Raw genomic sequence first — 23,527 nt, forward strand, 5'->3', positions numbered from 1 at the left:
CGGTAGAGCACCACCGCGGAAGCCCTCGTTCCCGACGGGGACCCGTCACGATGTGACCCTGAGCTCGCTGTGATCCAGGTCACGGAGAACGGCCGCCGGTGGTGCTGACGCTAACAGGACGCGTCAACGAGCGGAAGGGATGGGAGCAGGCGAAACGGAATGCGAAAGAGCCCGCCCCGCGTGTCGCGGAACGGGCTCTTTCGTCCTGGTGGAGCTGAGGGGACTCGAACCCCTGACCCTTTGCATGCCATGCAAATGCGCTACCAGCTGCGCCACAGCCCCAGGTCGTTGCCTCGAGAGACACTATCACAACCTGGACGGTGTCCTTGTCGGTCACCCTTTCCCGGTTGATCCAGCACCTCGCTGGGCAACGCATTCATAGTAGACAGCCGATCAGGATCAAGGCAAATCGTCGGCAGCGGGCGCCGGCGCGGCCTGGCCCGTGGCGGTGCCGAGGTCCACCACGGGGCTGTCCCGCCACAGCCGCTCGAGGGCGTAGAACGCGCGGTCCTCGTCGTGCTGGACGTGGATCACCACGTCGCCGTAGTCCAGGAGCACCCAGCGACCCTCGGAGCGACCCTCGCGGCGGATCGGGCGCAGCTGGAGCTGCTCGACCAGCTTCTCCTCGATCTCGTCGACCACGGCGTTGACGAGCCGCTCGTTGGAGGCGGACGCGACCAGGAACGCGTCGGTGATGCCCAGCGCCTCGCTGACGTCGAGGGCCACGATGTCGTGGGCCTGCTTGGCGTCGGCCGCGGCGGCCGCGACGCGGAGGATGGAGAGGGAGAAGTCGTTGACAGTCAAGAAGGATCCTTTCCCGGCGAACCGGAGGTTCCGTCCCACGGGGACGGATGGAGTGGACGAGTGGAGCAGGACAGCAGGTGGTGTGCTCAGAGCACGAAGAGCACGAGCACGACGACGAGGGCCGCGAGCACTGCCAGCAGCAGCAGGACCCACCAGGCGGCGCCCGTGCGGCGCCGGTACTCCCGCCGCTCGAGCAGCTCGAGCCCCTCGGCGGTGCCGGCCGGCACCGGCGGGGCCGGTGGGTCCTCCTCGGACCACGACGCCGCGGACGCCGGCGCCGGCTCGGACGGGTCGGCCGGCACCGGCGGAGCCCCGGATGGGTCCTCGGCGCTGCCCTGCGGGCCGTCCTCGGCGGCGGGAACCGGCCCGGCTCCCGGCGAGGTCTCGGCGGCAGCGGAGGGCACGTGCTGGGCGGGAGCGGCCGCCGTGGCGGCGTGGGAGCCGTGGTGCCCGGCGTCCTCGGGCGCGACGATCTCGATGTGCGTGAGCGCGGCCAGGTCCTCCGGCGCGAGCCGGTTGCTGAACAGGGACGGGTCGACGTGCACGGGGTCGTGGGACACGTGCCCGTCCGGGCCGTCCGGACCGCCATCGGGGAACACGACGGTGATCTGTTCGAGCGGCTCCTGCCGGTCCTCCGGCGGCGCCGGGGAGAGCGGCGCGGAGGGAGCCGCCGGGGCGACCGGCTGCTGGGGAACCACACCCGTGCCGGAACCCGTCTGGGCGGCCTCCGCCTGTGCGGCGAGCTCCGCGAACCGGCGCTGCTTCTCCAGCAGCTCCGGGTCCGCGGGGCCGCCGGTCTCCTCGAGCTCCCGCGCGCGCTCCGCGAGCTCGCGCTGCAGCCGGGCCAGCCGCCGCGGCCCGAGGGGCTTCACGGGGCGGACCGGCACGGCGTCCTCGCCCAGATCGATGACCGGGGCCGGCCCGGAGGGCACCGGCGGCGTGCGCACCGCGGTGCCGTCCGCCGGCCCCGGCGTGCCCACGGCCGGGTCGGCCGGCTCTGTCGTGCCGACGGCCGGGCCGTCCGCCTTCTCCGGGTCGTCCCGCACGGCGTCCTCGCCGAGATCGACGACGGGAGCCGCCCCGGAGGTCGCCGTGGGCGTGCCCGTAGTGGGGCCGTCCGCCGACTCGGGCGCGCCCACGGCCAGGTCGGCCGGCTGCTCGGGGTCGTCCCGCTGGGGGTCCTCGCCGGCCATCAGGGCGCCTTCGCCGCGGTGCCGCGGACGCCGACATGGTCCGTCGTCGCCCCGTCCTCGGCGCCGAGGTAGAGCCCGTACTTGTTGATGTACTGCACCACGCCGTCGGGCACGAGGTACCAGACGGGCTTGTGCTCGGCCACGCGGGCGCGGCAGTCCGTGGACGAGATGGCCATCGCGGGCACCTCGAGCAGATTGACGCCGCTGGACCCGACGGGCGCGGCGAGGTCGTGACCCGGCCGGGTCACGCCGACGAAGTGGGCCAGCTGCCAGAGCTCCTCCGCACCCTTCCAGGTCAGGATCTCCGCCATGACGTCCGCGCCCGTGATGAAGAACAGGTCCGCCTCCGGCCGCTGACGCTTCAGGTCCCGCAGGGTGTCCACCGTGAACGTGGGACCGTCGCGCTCGATGTCCACGCGGCTGACGGTGAACCGCGGGTTGGAGGCCGTGGCGATCACCGTCATGAGGTAGCGGTGCTCCGCGGGGCTCACCGCCCCCGCCGCCTTCTGCCAGGGGTGCCCGGTGGGGACGAACACGACCTCGTCGAGATCGAACTCCCCCGCCACCTCGGACGCGGCCACGAGGTGGCCGTGGTGGATGGGGTCGAACGTCCCGCCCATGACGCCGAGCCTGGTGCGCCCCGGCGTCCGGGGCGGCACGGCCGTGCCCGTCAGGGGCAGGCCCCGGGTCCGGGCGGCGGTGTCCTGCGAAGCGGTCGTCACGACGGTGGGATTCCCCGGCTCAGGCGTGGCGCTTGGCGGCGTACTCGTCGAGCATCGCGCGCTCGTCCGCGGGCAGGTCGGCCGGGTCCTCGTGCTGGCCGGCCTCGGGGCTGAGGCCCCGGTTGGCGTAGGACAGCGTCACCACCATGAGACCGATCAGCACGATGAAGACGGAGACGCCCCAGACCCACGCGGGCACGCCGGGCTCGGCGGCGGCGTGCCCGCCCTCCGCGGCGGCGAGGACGGTGATGACGGTGTTCTGGAGCATGGGGATCCCTTCTGACGCCGGCGTGGCGGCGGGGGTGGTCGGTGGGCGGTCCGTGCCGCCGACGTCGGCGGGCCCGGGCGGTTCTCATCGTACTGAATCCGCGGCGGGCCCGCCGCGTGCGGGACTCAGGCGCGGGTGTGCCCGTCGCCCTGGACGATCCACTTCGTGGTGGTCAGCTCCTCCAGGCCCATGGGACCGCGCGCGTGCATCTTCTGGGTGGAGATGCCGATCTCGGCGCCGAGGCCCAGCTGGCCGCCGTCGGTGAACCGGGTGGAGGCGTTGACCATGACCGCGGCGGCGTCGATCTCGGCGACGAACCGCTCGGCGTCCGCGAGGTCGTTGGTCACGATCGCCTCGGTGTGCCGGGTGGACCACCGGTCGATGTGCTGGAGCGCCTCGTCCAGGGAGTCGACCACCTTCACGGCCAGGTCCATGGACAGGTACTCGGTGCCCCAGTCCTCCTCGGTGGCGCGCAGGTGGTGGCTGCCGGCGGGGAGCATGGCCTCGGCCCGCTCGTCGACGTGCAGCGTGACGCCGGCCCGGTCCAGGGCCGCGAGCACGGCGGCGCCGTGCTCGAAGCCGCTGTGCAGCAGGAGGGTCTCCGTGGTGTTGCACGTGCTCGTGCGGTGGGTCTTGGAGTTGACCACCACGTCCACGGCCATGTCCTTCGACGCCGAGTGGTCGACGAAGAGGTGGACGTTGCCCTCTCCGGTCTCGATGACGGGGACCTTGGCGTTCTGGACGACGGACTGGATCAGCCCGTGCCCGCCGCGCGGGATGAGGACGTCGACCTTGCCGCGGGCGGCCATGAGCGCGTTCGCGCCCTCGCGGCCGTACTCGTCGACGCTCTGGACGCAGTCCACGGGAAGCTTCACGTCGGCGAGGGAGTCCCGGATGATGCCCACGAGGGCCCGGTTGCTCTCCTCCGCGGCCGAGCCGCCGCGCAGGAGCACCGCGTTGCCGGACTTCAGGGCGATGCCGGCGATGTCCACGGTGACGTTGGGGCGGGCCTCGTAGATGGCGCCGACCACGCCCATCGGCACGCGCACCTGGCGCATCCGCAGGCCGTTGGGCAGGGTGGAGCCGCGGACGAACCCGCCCACGGGGTCGGGCAGGGCGGCCAGCTCGCGCAGGCTCTCGGCCAGGGCGGTGATCCGCCCGGCGTCCAGCTTGAGCCGGTCGAGGAGGGCCGTGGAGGTCCCGTTCACGCGGCCGCGCTCGAGGTCCTTGGCGTTCGCGGCGAGGATCACGTCCTGCTTGCGCTCGATGCGGTCCGCGATGGCGAGCAGCGCCCGGTCCTTCCAGGCCCGGGTGGCGCGGCCGAGCACGCGGGCGGAATCACGGGCGTCGTCGGCCATGGCGGCCACGCCGGCGACGGGGTCCTCCCCGAAGGTGGCGATGACGCCGTGGTCGGACACGACCGCCTTGTCGGTCGTGCGGGTGGCTTCGTCGGTGGTCACGGAATCGTGTGCGGCGGAAGTCATTTCTTCAGTTTAGTCCGTGCGCCGCGTGCGCGCAGGACCACCAGGTTGTCCACGTGCACGAGCTCCCGGCTGTAGTCGTCCCCGAGCTCGTCGGCCAGCACGGAGGTGGACTTGCCGAGCATCGGCGGGATCTCGTCCGAGGAGTAGTTGCTCAGCCCGTGCGCGATCTCCTTGCCCGCCGGGTCCCGCAGCGAGACGGGCTCCCCCGCCTCGAAGGTGCCGGACACGCCCGTGACCCCGGCGGCCAGCAGGGAGTTGCGGTCGCGGATCGCCTCGACGGCGCCCGGGTCCAGGGTCAGGGAGCCCTTGATGTCCGCGAGGTGGGCCAGCCACAGCAGCCGGACGTTGCGCCGCCCGCCGGAGGTCGCGAACCAGGTGCCGACGTCCTCGCCGTCCAGGGCGCGGGTGATGTTCTGCGCCGACGTGACGAGCGCCGGGATGCCCGAGGCCGCCGCGATGCGCGCGGCCTGGACCTTGGTCACCATGCCGCCCGAGCCCACCCCGGCGGCTCCCACCGAGCCGATCTGCACGCCCTCGAGGTCCTTGATGGGGTCGTTGACCACCGGGATCCGCTCGCCGCCCTTGCGGGGGTCCATGGTGTAGAGCGCGTCGACGTCGGAGAGCAGCAGCAGGACGTCCGCCTTGATGAGGTGGGCGATCAGGGCGGCGATCCGGTCGTTGTCGCCGAACTTGATCTCCTGGCTGGAGACGGCGTCGTTCTCGTTGACGATGGGCAGCACCCCGAAGTCGAGGAGCCGCTCGATCTGGCGGTGGGTGTTCTTGTAGTGGCTGCGGCGCATCAGGTCCTCCGCGGTGACCAGCACCTGGCCCACGGTGACGCCGAAGCGGGCGAAGGACTCGATGTAGCGGCCCATCAGCAGTCCCTGGCCCACGGCGGCGGCGGCCTGCTTGCCCGCCAGGTTCTTGGGCCGCCGGGACAGCCCCAGGGGCGCCAGGCCCGCCGTGATCGCGCCCGAGGACACGAACACGAGCTCGATGCCGCGGGCCTTGGTCTCCCCGAGGGCGTCCACGATCATCCGCACGGCCTGCTCGTCGATCGAGCTCTCGATGGACGTCAGCGAGGACGAGCCGACCTTGACCACCACGCGGTGGGCGCGCGGGATGTCCTCGCGGCGCTCGATGGGGCTGCGCCGGTTCTTGCCACGGTTCTCGCTGCTGAGCTGGACCGCGGACTTCTCCGCGACCTCCTCGAGCTGCTCGACGTCGATCTCGTTCGTCTGCTCGTTCATCCTGGGCGTCTCCCTCGTCCGGTGGGCGTCGTCGGTGTGTCGGTCAGTCGTTCGTCGGGTGCTGCGGTCGGGGACGGGGCCGGGCACGCCGTCCCGGTCCCGCGGGTGCGGTCAGTCGTCGGTGCCGGGGCCGTCCGGGGCCTCGCCGCGCCGGGCGTCGACCGACTCGGTCCACACCCCGGCGGTGCGCTCGGCCTCGAGCTCGGCGCGGGCGGCGGCCTTGGCGTCCTTGCGGTCCTGGTACTGCTGGCGCTTCTGCTCGCGGGTGGGGCGGTCGATGTCCGCGAAGCGCAGGTCGGTGCCGCGGGGCCCGGCGAGCAGCTCGGCGCCGCCGACCATCGTGGGCTCCCAGTCGAAGACCACGCCGTCGTCCTCGGGTCCGATGAGCACGGCGTCGCCGGGCCGGGCGCCCTGCTTGAACAGCTCCGACTCGACGCCGAGCTTCGCGAGCCGGTCGGCGAGGTAGCCGACGGCCTCCTCGTTGTTGAAGTCCGTCTGCAGGATCCAGCGGTCGGGCTTGTCGCCGCGCACGTGCCACAGCGGCTCGAGGTTGCGCTCCTCGCGGCTGATGGTGAACTCGGGCCCGCGCACGCCCTTCGGGCGCAGCACGACCCTCGGCGCCTCCGCCGGAGCGGGTCGCGCCGCCCGGGCCTGCTGCACGACCTCGCCCATGGCGAAGGTCAGCGGTCGCAGCCCCTCGTGGGAGGCGGTGGAGATCTCGAACACGCGGTAGCCGCGGGACTCGAGCTCGGGGCGCACGAACTCGGCGAGCTCCCTGGCCTCGGGGACGTCGATCTTGTTCAGCACCACGAGGCGGGGACGGTCGTTGAGGGGCACCGCCTGCCCGCCGTCGAGGTCGCCGTCGACGGCGTAGCCGGCGAGCTCCCGCTCGATCGTCTCGAGGTCGGAGACCGGGTCCCGGCCGGGCTCGAGGGTCGCGCAGTCGAGGACGTGCACGAGCGCGGCGCAGCGCTCGACGTGGCGGAGGAACTCCAGGCCCAGTCCCTTGCCCTCGGAGGCGCCGGGGATCAGCCCCGGGACGTCGGCCACCGTGTAGCGCACGTCCCCCGCCTGCACCACGCCGAGGTTCGGGACGAGCGTGGTGAAGGGGTAGTCCGCGATCTTGGGGCGGGCGGCGCTGATGGCGGCGACGAGGCTGGACTTGCCGGCGGAGGGATAGCCGACCAGGGCGATGTCGGCGATGGACTTGAGCTCCAGGACCACGTCGCGGGCCGAGCCCGGCGTGCCGAGGAGCGCGAAGCCCGGGGCCTTGCGCTTGACCGAGGCCAGCGCGGCGTTGCCCAGCCCGCCCTGCCCGCCCGGCGCGGCCACGAACTCGGAGCCCTGCCCCACCAGGTCGGCCAGGACGTTGCCGTCCTGGTCCTTCACCACGGTCCCGTCGGGGACGGACAGGACGAGGTCCTCGCCCTTGTGCCCGTGCCGGAGGTCGCCCTTGCCGGGGCCGCCGTTGGGCGCGGACTGGTGGGGCGCGTGGTGGTAGTTGAGCAGCGTGGTGGTCTGGCCGTCGACGCGCAGGATCACGCTGCCGCCGTCTCCCCCGTTGCCCCCGTCCGGCCCGCCGAGCGGCTTGAACTTCTCCCGGCGGATGGACACGCAGCCGTGCCCCCCGGAGCCGCCGGAGACGTGCAGGACGACGCGGTCGACGAAACTGGCCACGGGGAACTCCTCTGGTCAAGAACGGGCGGGCCCGCGAACGGGCCACGTTAAAACTGTAGAGGGCGGGCGCTGGACGCACCCACCCTCTACAGCACAAACAATGGGCGGCGCGGGTGGGGACCCGCACCGGGACCGGCAGGGCCGGTCCTTCCGACTACTCCGCGGCAGCCTGGATGTTGACGACCTTGCGGCCCCGGCGGGTGCCGAACTCGACCTGGCCGGCGGCCAGGGCGAACAGGGTGTCGTCGCCGCCGCGGCCGACGTTCAGGCCGGGGTGGAAGTGCGTGCCGCGCTGCCGGACGAGGATCTCGCCGGCGTTGACGGTCTGGCCGCCGAAGCGCTTCACGCCGAGGTACTGCGCGTTGGAGTCGCGACCGTTGCGAGTGGAGCTCGCGCCCTTCTTGTGTGCCATGAGGTGTGCCTACCTTCGGGTCTTTACTGGCTGATGGAGTCTGGAGGGGAACCGGGCCGATCAGGCGTCGATGCCGGTCACCTTCACGGTGGTCAGCTCGGCACGGAAGCCCTGGCGCTTCTTGTAGCCGGTCTTGTTCTTGAACTTCTGGATGGAGATCTTGGGACCGCGGAGGTTCTCGACGATCTCGGCCGTGACCTTGACGTTCGCCAGGGTCGGGGCATCCGAGGTGATCTTGTCCCCGTCGACCAGCAGCAGGGCAGGGAGCTCGATGGTGCTGCCTGCTCCGCCGGCGACGCGGTCAAGGGTAACGAGGTCTCCGACGGAAACCTTTTCCTGGCGGCCGCCAGCGCGGACAATCGCGTACACCACTTGGGAACTCACTTCTCTCGACGTCATGTGTAAACAGTGTGGGTCGAGCGCATACCTGTCAGGACCAACGACGTTGAGACGAGCTGTCGGTGACCGGCCCGTGGGACTAGGCCGAGGTCAGCGCAGGTTCGCCGCAATTCAGGAACTGCACCCGCATGTGCCGCCAGGTGGGGTGTCGAGTTTTTACACGCGCGCACCGGCATGGCACCGAAGATCAAGACTACTCGATCCGGTCAATGCCCGCCAACCGGCGCCCCGTCCCCGGCGCGGCGAAGAAGTCCCGCTCGAGCGCGCAGGCCTCCAGGAACACCTCCCGCATCCGCTCCCGGACCTCCGCCGGGGCCGCCCGGGCGGCGTCGTCGAGCAGCCGCCGTGCCGTGCGGGTGGCCTCCTGGAACCCCTCGTCCGCGTACGTGGCGAGCCAGTCGGCGTAGGGGTGCTCGCCGGGCCCGCCGGCCGCGGCGAGCTCGCCCAGGTGGCGTCCCACGTCCGCGTACACCCAGTAGCACGGGAGCACGGCCGCGAGGCCCACGGGGTAGGGCTCCGCGGCGGTGGCCGCGAGCAGGAAGGTGGTGTACCGCCGTGTCACCTCCGCCGGCTCGTCCCGCGCGCCGCCGTCCCCGGCGTGCTGCAGCCGGGCCCGGTGCAGCTGCGCCTCGGTCTCGGTGCAGGACACGGCGCCGGCCGCGAAGAACAGCCGCTGCTCCTCGTCGGGCGCCCGTGCCGCCAGCAGGGCGAGCGCCCTGCTGTAGCCGTCGAGGTACTGCAGGTCCTGGTCGAGGTAGGTGAGGAAGCGGTCCGGCTCGAGCCGCCCGTCCCCGAGGCGGCGCACGAACTCGAGCTCCTCGATCTCCCGCCGCACGGCCGCGGAGGCCTCCCACAGCTCGTCGCTGAACCGCTCCGGCACGGTGCCCCAGGTCTCGAGGGCGTGCTGGACGTGGTGGAAGTGGTGGACGGGGCCGCTCCCGTGGCCGACGGAGAGCTCCCCGGAGGTCTCGAGGGCCCCGCGCAGCCAGTCCCGGGCGATCCGCAGGCTCCGGGGCCAGTCCCCGTGCCGGGCCTGGAGGGTGGCCAGGGCCGAGGAGAGGGAGCACCCGGTGCCGTGCGAGTTCTCGGTGGGCACCCGGACGCCGTCGAACGCCACGAGGGGCTCCGGGGCGTCCGGGCCCACGAGGGCGTCCGGGGTCCGGTCCCCGGTGAGGTGCCCGCCCTTGACGAGCACCAGGGTCCCGTGGGCGCGGGCCACGCGGTGGCCCTGCGCGAGGGCCTCGTCCCACGACGACGCCGTGTTCTCGCCTGCCAGCACGGCGAGCTCCTGCAGGTTCGGGGTGATCAGGTCGGCGAGGCCCAGCATCGAGCGCAGGGCGTCCTCGGCGTCGGGCTCGAGCAGGCGCCCCCCGGAGGTCGCGACCATGACGGGGTCCAGGACCACGGCCGGGGGCCGGTGGGCTCCGAGCCACCGGGTGACGGCCTCGATGACCGGCACGGAGCCGAGCATCCCGATCTTGACGGCGTCGATCTCGACGTCCTCGGCGACCGCCTCGAGCTGGGCGGTGAGGAACTCGACCGGCGGGACGTGGATGGCGCGCACGCCCACGGTGTTCTGCACGACGACGGCGGTGACGGCGCTCATCCCGTAGCCGCCCATCGCGGCGATCGACTTGAGGTCCGCGTGCTGGCCGGCCCCGCCCGTGGGGTCGGTGCCGGCGACGGCCAGGACGCGGGGCACGCGTGCGCTCACGGGGCCACCTCCTCGGCGGTCGCCGCGCCGAAGGCGCGCACGTAGCGAGCGGCGGCGGCCGCGGGGTCGGGAGCGGCGCAGATCCCGGAGACCACGGCCAGCCCGGCGGCGCCCGCGGCGCGCAGGGCGGCGGCGTCCTCGGCCTGCACCCCGCCGATGGCCAGGCAGGGCAGGGAGGTGCGCGCCGCCGCGCGGGCGAAGCCCTCGACGCCCAGCGGCTCGGGGTGGTCGGGCTTGGTGCGCGTCGCCCGCACCGCCCCGACGCCCAGGTAGTCGACCGTGCCGGCGGGCAGCGCGGAGGCGGTGTCGAGCTCCTCGGCCGTGGCCGCGCTGAGGCCCAGCACGGCGTCGGGGCCGCAGATCCGCCGGGCGAGCGCCACGGGCAGGTCCGTCTGCCCGACGTGCACCCCGGCCACGGGGGCGCCGGCCGCGCGGGCGGCGAGGTACACGTCCGCGCGGTCGTCCACGAGCACGGGGACCTGCCGGCCCACGCGCTCGGCGACGGCCGTCAGCAGGGCGACGAGATCACGGACCGGGGCGTCCTTCGCGCGGACCTGGACCATGGTGGCGCCCCCGCGCACGGCGGCGGCCACGACGTCCGGGACCGGCCGGGGCGCGCTGAGGGCGGTGTCCGTCACGAGGTGCAGGGCCAGGGCCGCGGGATCGAGGCGCGGGCTCACCGGGTCACCTCCTCGCGCACCAGATCCGCCCGGGCGGCGACCTGCTCCGGCGTCACGGCGTACAGGCGGTCCAGCAGGGCCACGGCGAAGGACCCGGGGCCGGAGGCGTCGGCGGCCGCGTCCTCGGCGGCGAGGGTGTACACCGTGGTGGCGGCCACGGCCGCCGCGCCGGGGTCCGTGCGCACGGCGGTGAATGCGGCCATGAGGGCGCCCAGGGCGCAGCCCCCGCCGGTGATGCGGGTCAGCAGCGGCGTGCCGTGCGGGACGCGGACGACGGTGCCGTCCGGGGAGCGCACGAGGTCCACGGGCCCGGACACGGCCACCGCCGAGCCGGCCCGTTCGGCGAGCGCGGTGGTGGCGTCACGGGCGGCCTCGACGCCGTGCGTGGCGTCCGTGCCCCGCCCGCCGGTGCCGCCGGCGAGAGCCATGACCTCGGAGGCGTTGCCGCGCACGATCGCGGGCCGGAACTCGAGCAGGTCGCGGGCCAGCGCGGTGCGCACGGGCAGGGCGCCCACCGCCACGGGGTCGAGGACCCACGCCCGGCCGGCGCGGTGCCGGGCCCCGACGGCCTCGTAGGCGGCGCCGCGCTGCTCGGCGGTGGGCGTGCCGGTGTTGACGAGCAGGCCGTCCGCGAGCTCCGCGAAGACCCCGCCCTCGCCCTGGATGTCGGTCATCGCCGGGGACGCGCCCACGGCGAGCAGCGCGTTGGCCGTGAAGTTGGTGACCACGGCGTTGGTGATGCACTGCACCAGCGGCGCCGCGGAGCGCAGGTCCTCCAGGGCCGCGGCGGCGTCCTCGGCGAGCACGGGATCCGGTGGTACCGGCCGGACGGCTCCCGGTGTTCCGGCGGACGTGGGTACGGCATCGCGCATCTGCGACATCCCTTCGCTAGTACTGGCTAGATCAGGTTCGACGGGTGTGTTCTCAGCCGCTCGCGCGGCACCCCGTGTCAGGTGTCCTGCCAGTCTAGTCGCAGAAGGTGCGCCGGGACGCCGGAGGGCCCCAGCCGCGGCGCTCGGGTTTCGTCCGCCGCCCTGCCCTCGGGGGCTGCCGTCCGGGCGGAGGGGCACGCCGGTGATCGGCTCCCCACGGCCCGGCACCATCGGGCTCGTGGGGACGTCCTGACGCTCAGAAGAAGCCGTTGCCGTGCGGCATCCGCTCCGGGACGGGCTGGCAGACCTCCCAGTGCTCGAGGATCCGGCCGTCCGAGACCCGCCACAGGTCGTAGCAGGCGGCCGGGACGCGGTCGCCGGGCTCGGCGCCTCCCTCGCCGGGACCGAGCAGGGCCTCGGTGACGGTGAGGACGAGGTCGCCCTCGCCGAGCACCCGGTGCAGGGTGCGCCGGGCGAGCCGGTCGTCCGGGCCGGGGCCGTGCTCCACGTAGCGCGGGTCGCGGGCCAGCTCCTCGAGGGCGTCCCGGTCGGCGCCGATGAGCCGCTCCTGCACCCACTCGGTCACCGCTGCCTTGTTCGTGCCGGTGCGCTCGCGCCCGGTGATCTGCCGTGGTCCGTCGATCCGGTGCGTCCCGGCGGAACCGCCGGGCAGGGGCGCCATGGCGTCCCAGTGCTCGGCGATCTTTCCCTCCGCCACGCGAAACACGTCCACCGCTGCCGTGGGGTCGGGTCCGAACCCGTGGTAGACGCAGTGGACCGCGACCATGTCGCCGTCCTCGAGCACCCGCAGGACGTCGATGCGGAAGTCCTCCGGCAGCTGCCAGAGCGCCGCGCGGAGGCCGTCCGGGCCGTCGGCCCCGAGCGCGGAGTGCTGCCGGTAGTCCGGGGCCCAGTGCCGGTCGATGGCCGAGGCGTCCCGCTCGCCGAAGAGCTCGCGGCCGGCGGTGAGGACGATCTGCTTGCTGTTCATGGCTGTCCCCTCGGGGCTGCGGGCCGGGGATCCGACGGATCGGCCCGGTCGGCCGGCCCGCGTGTCGTGCCACCACGCTACTCGCGCCGTGCCCGGCCCGACAGGGAGGCGGAGCGCACGACGACGGAGGACCCCGACCGCTCCGGTCGGGGTCCTCCGTCGTGCTGCTCGCGGGGGCGGCTCAGCCGCGCTCGGCGGGCCGGCCGCTGGTGAGGTCCTCCGCCTTGACCCCCACGCCGACGACGGTCGGCGCGCGGCCCGAGGTCTCCTCCGGGGAGCGCTGGGCGACGGCCTTGGCCTCGTGCCGGGCGCCCTCCGCGGTGGCCGCCTGCCCGGCGGTCACCTCGGCCTCGCCCGGGCGGGCCTCCGGTGCCGAGGCCCGCCGGGAGCGCCGGCGGGGGCGCGCCGGCTCGGCGTCCGCCCGCGGCTGCTCCGGGGCGGGAGCCTGCGGCGCCGTGCCCGCGCGCCCCGCGCTCCGCTGCCCGGCGGTCCCCGCCCGGGCGTCCTCCGTGGCGGTGTCCCGCGCGGCCGTGTTCTGCGCGGCCGTGTTCTGCGCAGCGGCGCCCGTCGTTCCGGCCGGCTCCCGCGGAGCGGAGGCCGCGTCCGGCGCGGGGTGCTCGAAGGCCTCCGCGAGGGAGTCCAGGCTCAGCGGCCGGGCCTCGGCGGGCTCCTCCGCGGGGGTGTGGCCCTGCGGCAGCTCGATGACCTCGCCCTTGATCGTCAGGCGGGAGCCCTGCCCGGCCGGCGTCTCCTCGGCGGAGACCTGCTCGGGTGCGGACGCGGCGGGCTCCTCCCCCATGCCCGGCTGCTGCTCGGCGGCGGTGTCCGCGCCCTGGCCGCGGTTGCGGCTGCGCTTGCCGCGCCGCTTCTTCCGGGAGCGCCCCGAGCCCTCGGGCCGGGACTCCGCCGGCGGGGCGGTCTCCTCGGCACGGGCCGGCTCCTCCGCGACGGCCTCCTCGTGGTGGGTGGCCGCGGCGATGGTCGCGAACGCCGTCCGCGCGGCCTCGGCCTTGGCCTTCTCCGCGGGATCCGGCTCGGCGGAGCGCTGCTCCGTCCGGGCCGGCTGCTGCTCGCCCCGGCCCCCGCGGCCGCGCTTGCGCTCCGTCCGGTTGGGCCGCTGGTCGCGCGACTCGCCCGTGGCGCCGCCGGAGCGGCCCTCGAGCGGGTGGTCGTGGACCACCACGCCGCGACCGGCGCAGTGCTCGCACGGCTCGGAGAACACCTCGAGCAGGCCGGTGCCCATGCGCTTGCGCGTCATCTGCACGAGCCCCAGCGAGGTCACCTCCGCCACCTGGTGCTTGGTGCGGTCCCGGCCGAGGCACTCCACCAGCCGGCGCAGCACGAGGTCCCGGTTGGACTCGAGCACCATGTCGATGAAGTCGATCACGATGATCCCGCCGATGTCCCGCAGCCGCAGCTGCCGGACGATCTCCTCGGCCGCCTCCAGGTTGTTCTTGGTGACGGTCTCCTCGAGGTTGCCGCCGGAGCCGGTGAACTTGCCGGTGTTCACGTCGACCACCGTCATCGCCTCGGTCCGGTCGATCACGAGCGAGCCGCCCGACGGCAGGAAGACCTTGCGCTCGAGTGCCTTCTGGATCTGTTCCTCCACGCGGTAGTTCACGAACAGGTCCTCGTCCTCGTCCCACTTCTGGAGCCGGTCGAGCAGGTCCGGCGCGACGTAGGTCACGTACGCCTCGATGTTGTCCCACGCCTCGTCGCCCTGGACGACCATGGTGGTGAAGTCCTCGTTGAAGACGTCGCGGACGGTCTTGATCGTCAGGTCAGGTTCCGCGTAGAGCATCTCGGGCGGCAGCGTCTTCGTCGAGCCGGACCGCTCCTGGATCTGCTCCCACTGGGCGCGCAACCGGTTGATGTCGTGGGTGAGCTCCTGCTCGGAGGCCCCCTCGGCCGCGGTGCGCACGATGACTCCCGCCCCGTCCGGCAGCCGGTCCTTGAGGATCTTCTTCAGCCGGGCACGCTCGACGTCGGGCAGCTTCCGGGAGATCCCGGTCATCGACCCGCCCGGGACGTAGACCAGGTACCGGCCGGGCAGGGAGATCTGGCTCGTGAGCCGCGCGCCCTTGTGCCCGACCGGGTCCTTGGTCACCTGCACGAGGACCGAGTCCCCGGACTTCAGCGCGACCTCGATCCGGCGGGGCCCGCCCTCGAGCCGCGATGCGTCCCAGTTGACCTCGCCGGCGTACAGCACGGCGTTGCGGCCGCGGCCGATGTCGATGAACGCGGCCTCCATGGACGGCAGCACGTTCTGCACCTTGCCCACGTAGACGTTGCCGATCAGGGAGTCCTGCTGGGTGTGCGAGACGAAGTGCTCGGCCAGGACGCCGTCCTCGAGGACGCCGATCTGGATCCGGTTGTCCTTCTGCCGCACCAGCATCTGCCGCTCGACGGACTCGCGGCGGGCCAGGAACTCCGCCTCGGTGATCACCTGGCGGCGGCGGCCGGTCTGGCGGGACTCGCGCCGGCGCTGCTTCTTGGCCTCGAGCCGCGTGGAGCCCTTCACGGCCACGACCTCGTCGACCGTGGCGGAGTCCGCGGCGCGCGGCGCCCGGACCCGCGTCACGGTGTTGGGCGGGTCGTCGTCGCTGCCGCCCACGAGCTCCATGTCGACCTCGCCGCGGCGGCGGCGACGGCGCCGGCGGCTGGTGGTGCCCCCGCCCGAGCCCTGTCCGGCCTCCTCGCCCTCGTCGGCGAGCTCGGCCGTGTCCGGCTCCTCGGGCCCGTCGCCCGGGTCCTCGGCGGAGGCGTTCTCCTCCTGCTGGCGGCGCCGCGCCTCGCGGCGGCGGGCCGCGCGCTGCTGAGCGGCCTCGCGCAGCTCGTCGAGGTCCGGGGCGTGGAACATCAGCGAGGTCGCCGTCACGGCGGCGGACAGCGCCGTGCGCGGCTCGTCGCCGTCGGTGCCCTCGTCGTCCTCGGTGCCCTCGGCGTCGGCATTCCGGTCGCCGGTGTTCTCGTCGTCGGTGGTCCCGTTGCCGGCGTCGGCATTCTCGTTGCCGGCGTTCCGGTCGTCGTTGGCCCCGTTCCCGGCACCCTCGGCGTCGGCATTCCCGTTGCCGGTGTTCCGGTCGTCGGTGGCCCCGTTTCCGGCACCCTCGGCGTCGGCATTCCCGTTGCCGGCGTTCCGGTCGTCGGTGGCCCCGTTCCCGGCTCCCACGGCGTCGGTGTCCCGCCCCTGGCCGCGACCGCTCGTCGGGTCCTCGACCGGGGCGTCCGTCCCGGTGCCCAGGTCCTCCGCCTCACCGGCGGGCTCGACGCCTTCGGCAGCCTCCTCGGCACCCGGCGTGCCCGGTGCGGGGTGCCCGGGCGCGGCGGCCTCCTCGGCCACCGCACCGGGTCGCTCGTCGCCGGGAACAGCGGTCCCCGGCGCGACGTCGAGGGTGTCGGTCCCGGCGGCCGCGCCCCTGTCCGGCTCCACGACCGGCTCGGGGTCCGGATCGGCGACCGGCTCGGTGCCTGTCTCTGCGACCGACGCGGCAACCGGCTCAGTGCCCGGCTCCACGATCGACACGGGGATCGGCTCAGTACCCGGCTCCGTGGTCGGCTCAGGGTCCGGATCGGCGACCGGCTCGGTGTCTGTCTCTGCGGCCGGCTCCACGACCGACGCGGCGGCCCGCTCAATGCCCGGCTCCGTGACGGGATCAGGGTCCGACCCGGTGCCCGGCGCGTCGGCCGGGGCCTCGGGGGCGGGGTCCTGCACCACTTCCTCCGCTACCGGGAGGTCCCGGGGCGCGTCGTGCGATGTGTTCTGCTGACCAGCGTCCAGGGCGTCCTGCGCCCCGACCTGGTTCTCCTGTTCGGCATCCATATACAGCTGTGCTCCTGCCGCGGTACGCCGTCCGTACCCGGTCCCCGCGGCGGCTTGGTCGGCGTATCGCCGGTGGGGGTCCACGCGGCGGCCAGAAGTCCTGTGCGTACCCGTCGCGTCCCGCACACCTCGCGAACGGGCGGGGACGGCAACGAGCCAGTCCGGGGCTTCGAGCCGCTGCTCACGAGGGCAACGGTCTTGAGCCGGCGGCGGACGCGCTCAATCCGATGAGAGCCGCGGGTCCTGCCGACCTGGGGTCGAAGTCCGACTGGGCCGAGATCCCGCGTACGGGCGGGCTCGACCGTGGCCAGTATCTCACAGACGTCCCGGTCCGGGCCGGATTGGTCCTGTCACGGCCCGCAACCCTCCCGCGCTCGTCCCGCGGTCCTGTTGCGACCTCCCGCCACGTGCCCGGCATCCTCCCCGGGTCCTCCCGGGTTCCTCCCGCCGGGGACCGGGAGGGCCGGAGGAGGCATCGCCTAGGATCGGCGTGTGACCTCCACTCCGTCCGCTCTCGACGACTCCCCCGCCGCACCTCCCGGCCACGACCCCCGCGCCGACCGGCGCTGGGGCCTCGTGGCGCTCGTGACCGCGGTCCTGGGCTTCTACGGCGCCGCCACCCTGGTGTACGAGCGGCTCCAGCTCTTCCTGGACGCCGGGCACCGCACCAGCTGCGACATCAACTCGTGGCTGTCCTGCGGCACCGTCATGCGCACGCCGCAGGCCGAGGCGTTCGGCTTCCCCAACCCCTTCATCGGCATCGTGGCCTACGCGGTGGTCGTGGCCGTGGCGCTCGCGGTGCTGGCCGGCGCCCGGTTCGCCGCCTGGTACTGGTGGGGCCTGCAGCTCGGGGTGACCCTCGGCTGGGTCTTCGTGCTGTGGCTGTGGTGGCAGACCACGTTCGAGATCAACGCCCTGTGCCTGTACTGCATGCTCGTGTGGGTGATGCAGACCGTCCTGGTGGTGCAGACCACGGCCCGCAACCTGCGCGCCGGGGTGCTGCCGGCGCCCGCCGCTCTGGCGCGCGCCGCCGAACCGTGGGCGTGGTTCGTCTCCGCGGCCCTGCTGGTGCTGATCTTCGGGACGGTGCTCGTGCGCTTCGCCGGGGTCATCTTCCCGGCCTGAGACCGGCCTGAGACAGGACCCCGCCGGCCCCGGCCCGGACGACGACGGCCTCCGCCCGGTCCGGGCGGAGGCCGTCGTCGTCGGTGGGACCGGGATCAGGCGAACCAGATGCCGATCTCGCGCTCGGCCGACTCCGGGGAGTCGGAGCCGTGCACGAGGTTCTGCTGGACCTTTCCGCCCCAGTCCCGGCCGAGGTCCCCACGGATGGTGCCCGGCGCGGCGGTGGTCGGCTCGGTGGTCCCGGCCAGGGAGCGGAAGCCCTCGATCACCCGGTGGCCCTCGACGACGGCTGCCACGACCGGGCCGCTCAGCATGAACTCGACGAGTGGCTCGTAGAACGGCTTTCCGCGGTGCTCCGCGTAGTGCTGCTCGAGCACCGAGCGCTCCGCGTGCAGCAGCCGCAGCTCCACGAGGCGATAGCCCTTCGCCTCGATCCGGGCGAGCACCTCGCCGGTGAGGCCGCGGGCCACGCCGTCGGGCTTGACGAGGACGAGGGTGCGTTCCGTGGTCATGGGAGTCCTTCCGAGGTGGGTATCCGGGATGTCGGTGCTCAGCCTAGCCGTCCGGGTGCTCCCGCTCCCACTGCGCCTGGGCGGCGTCGCGGGCGGCGTTCTCCCGGTCCAGCCGCGCCCCGGTGCGCACGGCGTACCACCAGGCGAGCACCGACAGCCCGCCCACGAAGAACATCGTGGGGAGCACGAGACCCGTGGCCAGGAGCACCCCCTGCAGGACCCACCCGACGGTGTACCCCCAGGGACGGCCCAGCACGGCGGGGGCCAGCCCCAGGACCAGGGCGAGCGCGGTCCCGCCCGCCAGGACCGCCACGCGCGCCCCGTCCCCGAGCTCGCGGCCGAGCACTCCGTAGGCGGTGAGGGCGGCGAAGAACGCGATGAACGCCTCCATGACCAGCACGGAGGAGGCGAACATCGTGCGGATCGAGCGCCGCCGCCCGGGCTGCCCGGAGGGCGTGCCGCGCTGGGCTCTGCTCATGCGTGCCACGGGGAACGGGTCCTCTCCTGCGAGTGGTGCGGGGGGCGGGGGTGGCTCGGGGCGCGGCGCACCGTCACAGCCCCAGCAGCGTGCGGGCCTCGCCGACCACGGTGATCGAGCCCGTGACCAGCACGGCGCCGTCGAACTCCGGGCGGGCGGCGGCGTCCTGGACGGCCTCGGTCATCGCGTCGTCGAGCTGGGGCACGGCGTGGACCACGTCCTCCGGGAAGCCGAGGTCCACGGCGAGCTCCACGAGCTCCTGCGGGTCGACCGCCCGCGGCGAGGAGGACCGGGTGAACCAGAACTCGGTGTGGAACTCCTCGTACTCGTCCAGCAGGACCCGCAGCATCGCCTCGGCGTCCTTCTCCTGGAGCACCCCCACCACGAGATTGAGCTTCCCGAACGTGAAGGCCTCCTTGAGGGCGGCCGCCGCGGCCGTGAGCCCGTGCGGGTTGTGCGCGGCGTCGAGCACCACCGGGGGCGCCTTGCGGGCCAGCTCCAGCCGCCCCGGGGACTCGACGGCGCCGAGTCCGGTGCGGACCAGCTCGGGGCTGAGCTCCTTGTCCCCGCCGCCCAGGAAGGCCTCCACGGCGGCGACGGCCAGCGCGGCGTTCTCCGCCTGGTGCGCGCCGAACAGCGGCAGCAGGACCTCGGGGTACCGTCCGGCCAGGCCCTGCAGGTCGAGCACCTGCCCGCCCACGGCCGTGGCGCGGGACTCCACGCCGAACTCGACGCCGCCGAACCGGAACGGGATCCCGAGCTCCCGGGCCCGGGCGAGCAGCACCTCGGCGGCCTCCGGGTCCTGGGCGGCGGAGACGAGGAACCCGCCCGGCTTGAGGATCCCGGCCTTCTCGGCGGCGATCTCGGCGAGCGTGTCGCCGAGCATGTCGGTGTGGTCGAGGTCGACGGGCGTGACCACGGAGACCACGGCGTCGGCCACGTTCGTGGCGTCCCAGGAGCCGCCGATGCCCACCTCGAGGACGACGACGTCGACCGGCGCGTCCGCGAAGACCGCGAACGCGAGCGCCGTGACGGTCTCGAAGTAGCTGAGCCGGGGCTCGCCCCGCTCGGCCAGCTCGGCGTCCACGAAGCCGAGGTACGGGGCGATCTCGCCGTACACGCGCACGAACGTCGCGTCGTCGACGGGCGCGCCGTCCACGCTGATCCGCTCGGTGACCCGGGAGAGGTGGGGGCTCGTGTAGCGGCCCACCCGCAGGTCGTGGGCGAGCAGCAGGGCCTCGATCATCCGGGCGGTCGAGGTCTTGCCGTTGGTGCCGGTCAGGTGGATCACCGGGGCGGCGCGCTGCGGCTCGCCGAGGACCTCCATGGTCCGGCGCATCGCGTCCAGGCGCGGGGCCATCCGGTTCTCGGGGGCGCGCTCGAGCAGCCGGGCGTAGACCTCCTCGACCGTCTCCGCGCCGCCGGTCTCCGCGAACGGGGCGCTCACGCCTGCACCGCCCCGGCGTCGACAGCGGTGCCGGCCGGGCGCCCGGCCGCAGTCCCCACGACGGTCACCGCCACGGACGGCTCGCCCACGCGCAGCTCGAGCTCCGCGGAGAGCGTCTCGCCCGCCACGAGCCCGCGATTGGCCTCGAGCGCGGCGACCGTCCGCTCGTCCGCGGTCACGACCGTGCGGATCCGGTCGGAGACCTGGAGAGCGGCGTCCTTGCGGGCCTGCTGGATCGCCCGGACCATGTCCCGGGCCGTGCCCTCGGCCTCGAGCTCGGGGGTGAGCTCGGTGTCGAGGACGAGGAACCCGCCGCCGGGCAGGACGGCCACGGCGCGCGAGCCGGCGGCCGCGTCCTGGGCCACGACGGTCTCGAGCTCGTACTCGCCCTCCTGCAGCGCCACCCCGCCGGCGGTGACGGTGCCGTCCTCCGCGGTGGACCAGTCCCCCGCCTTGGCGGCCTTGATCACGGCCTGCACGCCCTTGCCCAGGCGCGGGCCCGCGGCGCGGGCGTTCACCTTGAGCTGCTGGGAGATGCCGAACTGCTCCGCGGAGGCCTCGGCGGCGTCCAGCAGGGTCACGGACTTCAGGTTCAGCTCGTCCGCGACGATGCGCTCGAAGGTGCCGGCGAGCTCGTCGCCCCCGGGCACCACCACGGTCATCCCGGCCAGCGGCTGGCGCACGCGCAGCTGGTGGGCCTTGCGCAGGGCGGAGCCGTTGGAGCAGATGGTGCGGGTCGTCTCCATGCGCGCCACCAGGCCGGCCTCGGCCGGGAACAGCGAGGCGTCCGGCCAGTCGGTCAGGTGCACCGAGCGCCCGGCGGTCAGCCCGCGCCAGATCTCCTCGGCGACCAGCGGCAGCAGCGGGGCTGCCACCCGGCAGACCGTCTCCAGGCACGTGTACAGCACGTCGAAGGCGACGGTGTCCTCGTCGAAGAACCGGTCCCGGGAGCGGCGCACGTACCAGTTGGTCAGCGTGTCCATGTAGGAGCGCAGGTGCTCCGCGGCGCCTGAGACGTCGTAGCGGTCGAAGGCGTCCTGCACGTCCGTCACGAGCCGGCCGGTGGCGGCGAGCACGAAGCGGTCCATCACGTTCCCGGACTCGTGGCGGGTCCGTGCCTCGTAGCCGGCGCCGCCGTTCGCGGCGTTCGTGTAGAGGCCGAAGAAGTGGTACACGTTCCACAGCGGCAGCATCATCTGGCGCACGCCGTCCCGGATGCCCTGCTCGGTCACGACCAGGTTCCCGCCGCGCAGGATGGGGCTGGACATCAGGAACCAGCGCATCGCGTCGGCGCCGTCCCGGTCCAGGACCTCGTTGACGTCCGGGTAGTTGCGCAGGGACTTCGACATCTTCTGCCCGTCGGAGCCCAGCACGATCCCGTGGCTGATGACGTTGCGGAACGCGGGCCGGTCGAACAGCGCCGTGGCCAGGATGTGCAGCGTGTAGAACCAGCCCCGGGTCTGGCCGATGTACTCCACGATGAAGTCGCCGGGGTTGTGGGTCTCGAACCACTCCCGGTTCTCCATCGGGTAGTGCACCTGCGCGTACGGCATCGACCCGGAGTCGAACCACACGTCCAGCACCTCGGGCACGCGCCGCATCGTGGCGCGGCCGGTCGGGTCGTCGGGGTTCGGGCGGGTCAGCTCGTCGATCCACGGCCGGTGCAGGTCGACCTCGCCCCGGTCGTTGACCGGCAGCCGGCCGAAGTCGGCCTCCAGCTCGGCGAGGGAGCCGTAGACGTCGCGGCGCGGGTGCTCGGGGTCGTCGGACTCCCAGACCGGGATGGGCGAGCCCCAGTAGCGGTTGCGGGAGATCGACCAGTCGCGGGCGTTCTCCAGCCACTTGCCGAACTGGCCGTCCTTGACGTTCTCCGGGATCCAGTGGATCTGCTGGTTGAGCTCGACCATCCGCTCCTTGATCCGGGTGACCTCCACGAACCAGGAGGACACGGCCCGGTAGATGAGCGGATTGCGGCAGCGCCAGCAGTGCGGGTACGGGTGCTCGTAGGTGGCCTGCCGGACCAGCCGGTCCTGTGCCCTGAGGTCCCGGATCACCGTGCGCGCCACGTCCTTGTCGAAGACGTTGCGCCCGGCGATCCCGGCCAGGGGCGCGCCCGGGGCGAGCCGCTCGTCCTCGAAGAGCCGGTAGAACACCCCCGACTCGTCGAGGGAGAGCACCACGGGGATGTCGTAGCGGGCGCAGACGTTCTGGTCGTCCTCGCCGTAGGCGGGCGCCTGGTGCACCAGCCCGGTGCCGTCGGTCGTGGTGACGTAGTCGGCCACGACGAACTGCCAGGACGTGCCCGTGCCGAAGCGCTCGGCGTCGGCGAAGTAGTCCCACAGCCGCTGGTAGCGCAGCCCCTCGAGGTCCGCGCCGGGGTGCCGGGCGGTCACTGCGGCGGCCGCGGCCGCGGCCGGGTCCTCGGCGTCCCCGTAGCCGAGGTCCTTGGCGTAGGCGCCCAGCAGCTCCTCGGCGACCAGGAAGCGCCGGCCCGCGAGCTCCCCCGCGCCGGGGACCACGGCGTAGACGATCCCGGGGCCCACGGCGATCGCCTGGTTGGTGGGCAGCGTCCAGGGGGTGGTGGTCCAGGCGAGGGCCTCGACCCCGGCGAGCTCGGCGGCCAGCTCGGGCCGGACCGCCCACGAGGCGTCGTCGAGCACCGGGAACGTGACGGTGACCGTCTGGTCCTGGCGGTCCTGGTAGACGTCGTCGTCCATCCGCAGCTCGTGGTTGGACAGCGGGGTCTCGTCCTTCCAGCAGTACGGCAGGACGCGGTAGCCGGAGTAGACGAGGCCCTTGTCGTCGAGCGCCTTGAACGCCGCGATCACGGACTCCATGTAGTCCGGGTTGAGGGTCTTGTAGTCGTTGTCGAAGTCGACCCAGCGAGCCTGGCGGGTGACGTAGTCCTGCCACTCGGAGGCGTACTTCATCACGGAGGACCGGCAGGCGTCGTTGAACGCCGCGACGCCCATCCGCTCGATCTCCTGTTTGTCCGCCATCCCGAGCTGCTTCATCGCCTCCAGCTCGGCGGGCAGGCCGTGGGTGTCCCAGCCGAAGCGGCGCTCCACCCGGCGCCCCTGCTGGGTCTGGTACCGGGCCACGAGGTCCTTGACGTAGCCCGTGAGGAGGTGGCCGTAGTGCGGCAGGCCGTTGGCGAAGGGCGGGCCGTCGTAGAACACGAACTCGTTGGCGCCGTCCCGGCCGGGATCGCGCTGGTCCACGCTGGCCTGGAACGTGCGGTCCTGCGCCCAGTAGGCCAGGACGCGCTCCTCGACGGCGGGGAACGCGGGCGCCGCGGGGACGCCGCGGGCCTCGGGGTCGGTGGTCGCCTTGGGGTAGACGGGCTGGTCTGACACGGGGTCCATCCTCGTTCTGACGTCGGTGCTGCTCGTGCGGGTCAGGGTGCAAGGACGCTGCCGGCCGGTCGCCCGGGGCGGAACGCGGTACCACCTCGCTTGCGCCCCGGTCCCCGGGGGGACGCGGGCCGCCGCTCGTGACTGCTGTGACGGGCTTACCCGTTCGGTTCTACTGGGGGCCCGGGGGCCCTGTTCTTCCGAAGGCTCCCCGGTGATGGCCGGATCGACGCCGCGATGACTGCCCCCATCTTAACCCACCCGGCAGCCCGCCGAGGTCGCGGCTGTCGGCGACCCGGGCTCGCCGGGTCGCCGACAGCCGC

At 73.7% G+C, this 23,527-nt stretch carries 19 protein-coding genes, 1 tRNA gene and 1 riboswitch; of the genes, 1 reads left to right on the forward strand and 19 read right to left on the reverse strand.

Annotation, left to right across the window (positions count from 1 at the left end; all coding sequences use genetic code 11):
- Positions 1 to 206: 206 nt before the first annotated feature.
- The 15 genes from AVL61_RS02360 to AVL61_RS02430 form a co-directional block, all read right to left on the reverse strand.
- Positions 207 to 282, reverse strand: a tRNA-Ala gene (locus tag AVL61_RS02360).
- Between the two features lie 117 nt (positions 283 to 399).
- Positions 400 to 804, reverse strand: a complete 405-nt coding sequence (rsfS, locus tag AVL61_RS02365) for a ribosome silencing factor (protein WP_058872739.1) — start codon at positions 802 to 804, stop codon at positions 400 to 402.
- Between the two features lie 86 nt (positions 805 to 890).
- On the reverse strand, positions 891 to 1,997 hold the full coding sequence (locus AVL61_RS02370; protein ID WP_058872740.1) for a hypothetical protein: 1,107 nt from the start codon (positions 1,995 to 1,997) through the stop codon (positions 891 to 893).
- Entirely contained in the window at positions 1,997 to 2,719 is a 723-nt protein-coding gene (nadD, locus tag AVL61_RS02375) for a nicotinate-nucleotide adenylyltransferase (protein WP_408669405.1), read from the reverse strand. Before nadD ends, AVL61_RS02370 begins: the two co-directional genes overlap by 1 nt.
- 19 nt (positions 2,720 to 2,738) lie before the next feature.
- Positions 2,739 to 2,987, reverse strand: coding sequence for a hypothetical protein (locus AVL61_RS02380; protein WP_058872741.1), 249 nt, complete (start codon positions 2,985 to 2,987; stop codon positions 2,739 to 2,741).
- Positions 2,988 to 3,112: 125 nt separating this feature from the next.
- Positions 3,113 to 4,471 carry a glutamate-5-semialdehyde dehydrogenase gene (locus AVL61_RS02385; protein ID WP_197412618.1) on the reverse strand — a complete coding sequence of 453 codons (1,359 nt, stop codon included), beginning with the start codon at positions 4,469 to 4,471 and terminating at the stop codon, positions 3,113 to 3,115.
- A complete protein-coding gene (proB, locus tag AVL61_RS02390; protein WP_082696903.1) occupies positions 4,468 to 5,721 on the reverse strand; it encodes a glutamate 5-kinase in 1,254 nt (417 codons plus the stop codon). Before proB ends, AVL61_RS02385 begins: the two co-directional genes overlap by 4 nt.
- 111 nt (positions 5,722 to 5,832) lie before the next feature.
- The gene (gene obgE / locus AVL61_RS02395) at positions 5,833 to 7,398 is read right to left on the reverse strand and encodes a GTPase ObgE (RefSeq protein WP_058872742.1); all 1,566 of its coding nucleotides are present in this window, start codon (positions 7,396 to 7,398) and stop codon (positions 5,833 to 5,835) included.
- A 154-nt stretch (positions 7,399 to 7,552) separates the two neighbouring features.
- Entirely contained in the window at positions 7,553 to 7,810 is a 258-nt protein-coding gene (gene rpmA, locus AVL61_RS02400; protein ID WP_017834601.1) for a 50S ribosomal protein L27, read from the reverse strand.
- Between the two features lie 60 nt (positions 7,811 to 7,870).
- Positions 7,871 to 8,182, reverse strand: coding sequence for a 50S ribosomal protein L21 (gene rplU, locus AVL61_RS02405; RefSeq protein WP_058872743.1), 312 nt, complete (start codon positions 8,180 to 8,182; stop codon positions 7,871 to 7,873).
- A 220-nt stretch (positions 8,183 to 8,402) separates the two neighbouring features.
- Positions 8,403 to 9,923 carry a bifunctional hydroxymethylpyrimidine kinase/phosphomethylpyrimidine kinase gene (locus AVL61_RS02410; RefSeq protein WP_058872744.1) on the reverse strand — a complete coding sequence of 507 codons (1,521 nt, stop codon included), beginning with the start codon at positions 9,921 to 9,923 and terminating at the stop codon, positions 8,403 to 8,405.
- Positions 9,920 to 10,603: a thiamine phosphate synthase gene (gene thiE, locus AVL61_RS02415; protein ID WP_058872745.1), complete on the reverse strand. Its 684-nt coding sequence runs from the start codon at positions 10,601 to 10,603 to the stop codon at positions 9,920 to 9,922. Before thiE ends, AVL61_RS02410 begins: the two co-directional genes overlap by 4 nt.
- Positions 10,600 to 11,475: a hydroxyethylthiazole kinase gene (gene thiM / locus AVL61_RS02420; protein ID WP_058872746.1), complete on the reverse strand. Its 876-nt coding sequence runs from the start codon at positions 11,473 to 11,475 to the stop codon at positions 10,600 to 10,602. The genes thiE and thiM overlap by 4 nt, the downstream gene beginning before the upstream one ends.
- Positions 11,467 to 11,560: riboswitch (TPP riboswitch) on the reverse strand. It overlaps the preceding gene by 9 nt.
- Positions 11,561 to 11,731: 171 nt before the next feature.
- Positions 11,732 to 12,466: a nuclear transport factor 2 family protein gene (locus tag AVL61_RS02425; protein ID WP_058872747.1), complete on the reverse strand. Its 735-nt coding sequence runs from the start codon at positions 12,464 to 12,466 to the stop codon at positions 11,732 to 11,734.
- 181 nt (positions 12,467 to 12,647) lie between these two features.
- Positions 12,648 to 16,289, reverse strand: coding sequence for an Rne/Rng family ribonuclease (locus AVL61_RS02430; protein WP_058872748.1), 3,642 nt, complete (start codon positions 16,287 to 16,289; stop codon positions 12,648 to 12,650).
- Positions 16,290 to 16,781: 492 nt separating this feature from the next.
- On the opposite strand from AVL61_RS02430, the gene AVL61_RS02435 reads away from it, so the two are divergent.
- A complete protein-coding gene (locus tag AVL61_RS02435; protein WP_058872749.1) occupies positions 16,782 to 17,414 on the forward strand; it encodes a vitamin K epoxide reductase family protein in 633 nt (210 codons plus the stop codon).
- A 95-nt stretch (positions 17,415 to 17,509) separates the two neighbouring features.
- Here AVL61_RS02435 and ndk read toward each other — a convergent pair whose 3' ends face one another.
- The 4 genes from ndk to ileS form a co-directional block, all read right to left on the reverse strand.
- Positions 17,510 to 17,926: a nucleoside-diphosphate kinase gene (gene ndk / locus AVL61_RS02440; RefSeq protein WP_058872750.1), complete on the reverse strand. Its 417-nt coding sequence runs from the start codon at positions 17,924 to 17,926 to the stop codon at positions 17,510 to 17,512.
- A 43-nt stretch (positions 17,927 to 17,969) separates the two neighbouring features.
- On the reverse strand, positions 17,970 to 18,404 hold the full coding sequence (locus AVL61_RS02445) for a DUF4233 domain-containing protein (RefSeq protein WP_082696904.1): 435 nt from the start codon (positions 18,402 to 18,404) through the stop codon (positions 17,970 to 17,972).
- Between the two features lie 73 nt (positions 18,405 to 18,477).
- Positions 18,478 to 19,851, reverse strand: a complete 1,374-nt coding sequence (locus tag AVL61_RS02450; protein WP_058872752.1) for a bifunctional folylpolyglutamate synthase/dihydrofolate synthase — start codon at positions 19,849 to 19,851, stop codon at positions 18,478 to 18,480.
- Positions 19,848 to 23,207, reverse strand: a complete 3,360-nt coding sequence (ileS, locus tag AVL61_RS02455) for an isoleucine--tRNA ligase (protein ID WP_082696908.1) — start codon at positions 23,205 to 23,207, stop codon at positions 19,848 to 19,850. The genes AVL61_RS02450 and ileS overlap by 4 nt, the downstream gene beginning before the upstream one ends.
- Positions 23,208 to 23,527: the final 320 nt, after the last annotated feature.

Source organism: Kocuria rosea subsp. polaris (assembly GCF_001483755.1).
Classification (GTDB): domain Bacteria; phylum Actinomycetota; class Actinomycetes; order Actinomycetales; family Micrococcaceae; genus Kocuria; species Kocuria cellulosilytica.

Excerpts from the sequence above, each read along its gene's own strand:
- AVL61_RS02370 (WP_058872740.1), bottom strand. The coding sequence starts at position 1,997 with ATGGCCGGCGAGGACCCCCAGCGGGACGACCCCGAGCAGCCGGCCGAC.
- AVL61_RS02380 (WP_058872741.1), bottom strand. The coding sequence starts at position 2,987 with ATGCTCCAGAACACCGTCATCACCGTCCTCGCCGCCGCGGAGGGCGGG.
- AVL61_RS02385 (WP_197412618.1), bottom strand. The coding sequence starts at position 4,471 with ATGACTTCCGCCGCACACGATTCCGTGACCACCGACGAAGCCACCCGC.
- proB (WP_082696903.1), bottom strand. The coding sequence starts at position 5,721 with ATGAACGAGCAGACGAACGAGATCGACGTCGAGCAGCTCGAGGAGGTC.
- rpmA (WP_017834601.1), bottom strand. The coding sequence starts at position 7,810 with ATGGCACACAAGAAGGGCGCGAGCTCCACTCGCAACGGTCGCGACTCC.
- thiM (WP_058872746.1), bottom strand. The coding sequence starts at position 11,475 with ATGCGCGATGCCGTACCCACGTCCGCCGGAACACCGGGAGCCGTCCGG.
- AVL61_RS02425 (WP_058872747.1), bottom strand. The coding sequence starts at position 12,466 with ATGAACAGCAAGCAGATCGTCCTCACCGCCGGCCGCGAGCTCTTCGGC.
- AVL61_RS02430 (WP_058872748.1), bottom strand. The coding sequence starts at position 16,289 with ATGGATGCCGAACAGGAGAACCAGGTCGGGGCGCAGGACGCCCTGGAC.
- ndk (WP_058872750.1), bottom strand. The coding sequence starts at position 17,926 with ATGACCACGGAACGCACCCTCGTCCTCGTCAAGCCCGACGGCGTGGCC.
- AVL61_RS02445 (WP_082696904.1), bottom strand. The coding sequence starts at position 18,404 with ATGAGCAGAGCCCAGCGCGGCACGCCCTCCGGGCAGCCCGGGCGGCGG.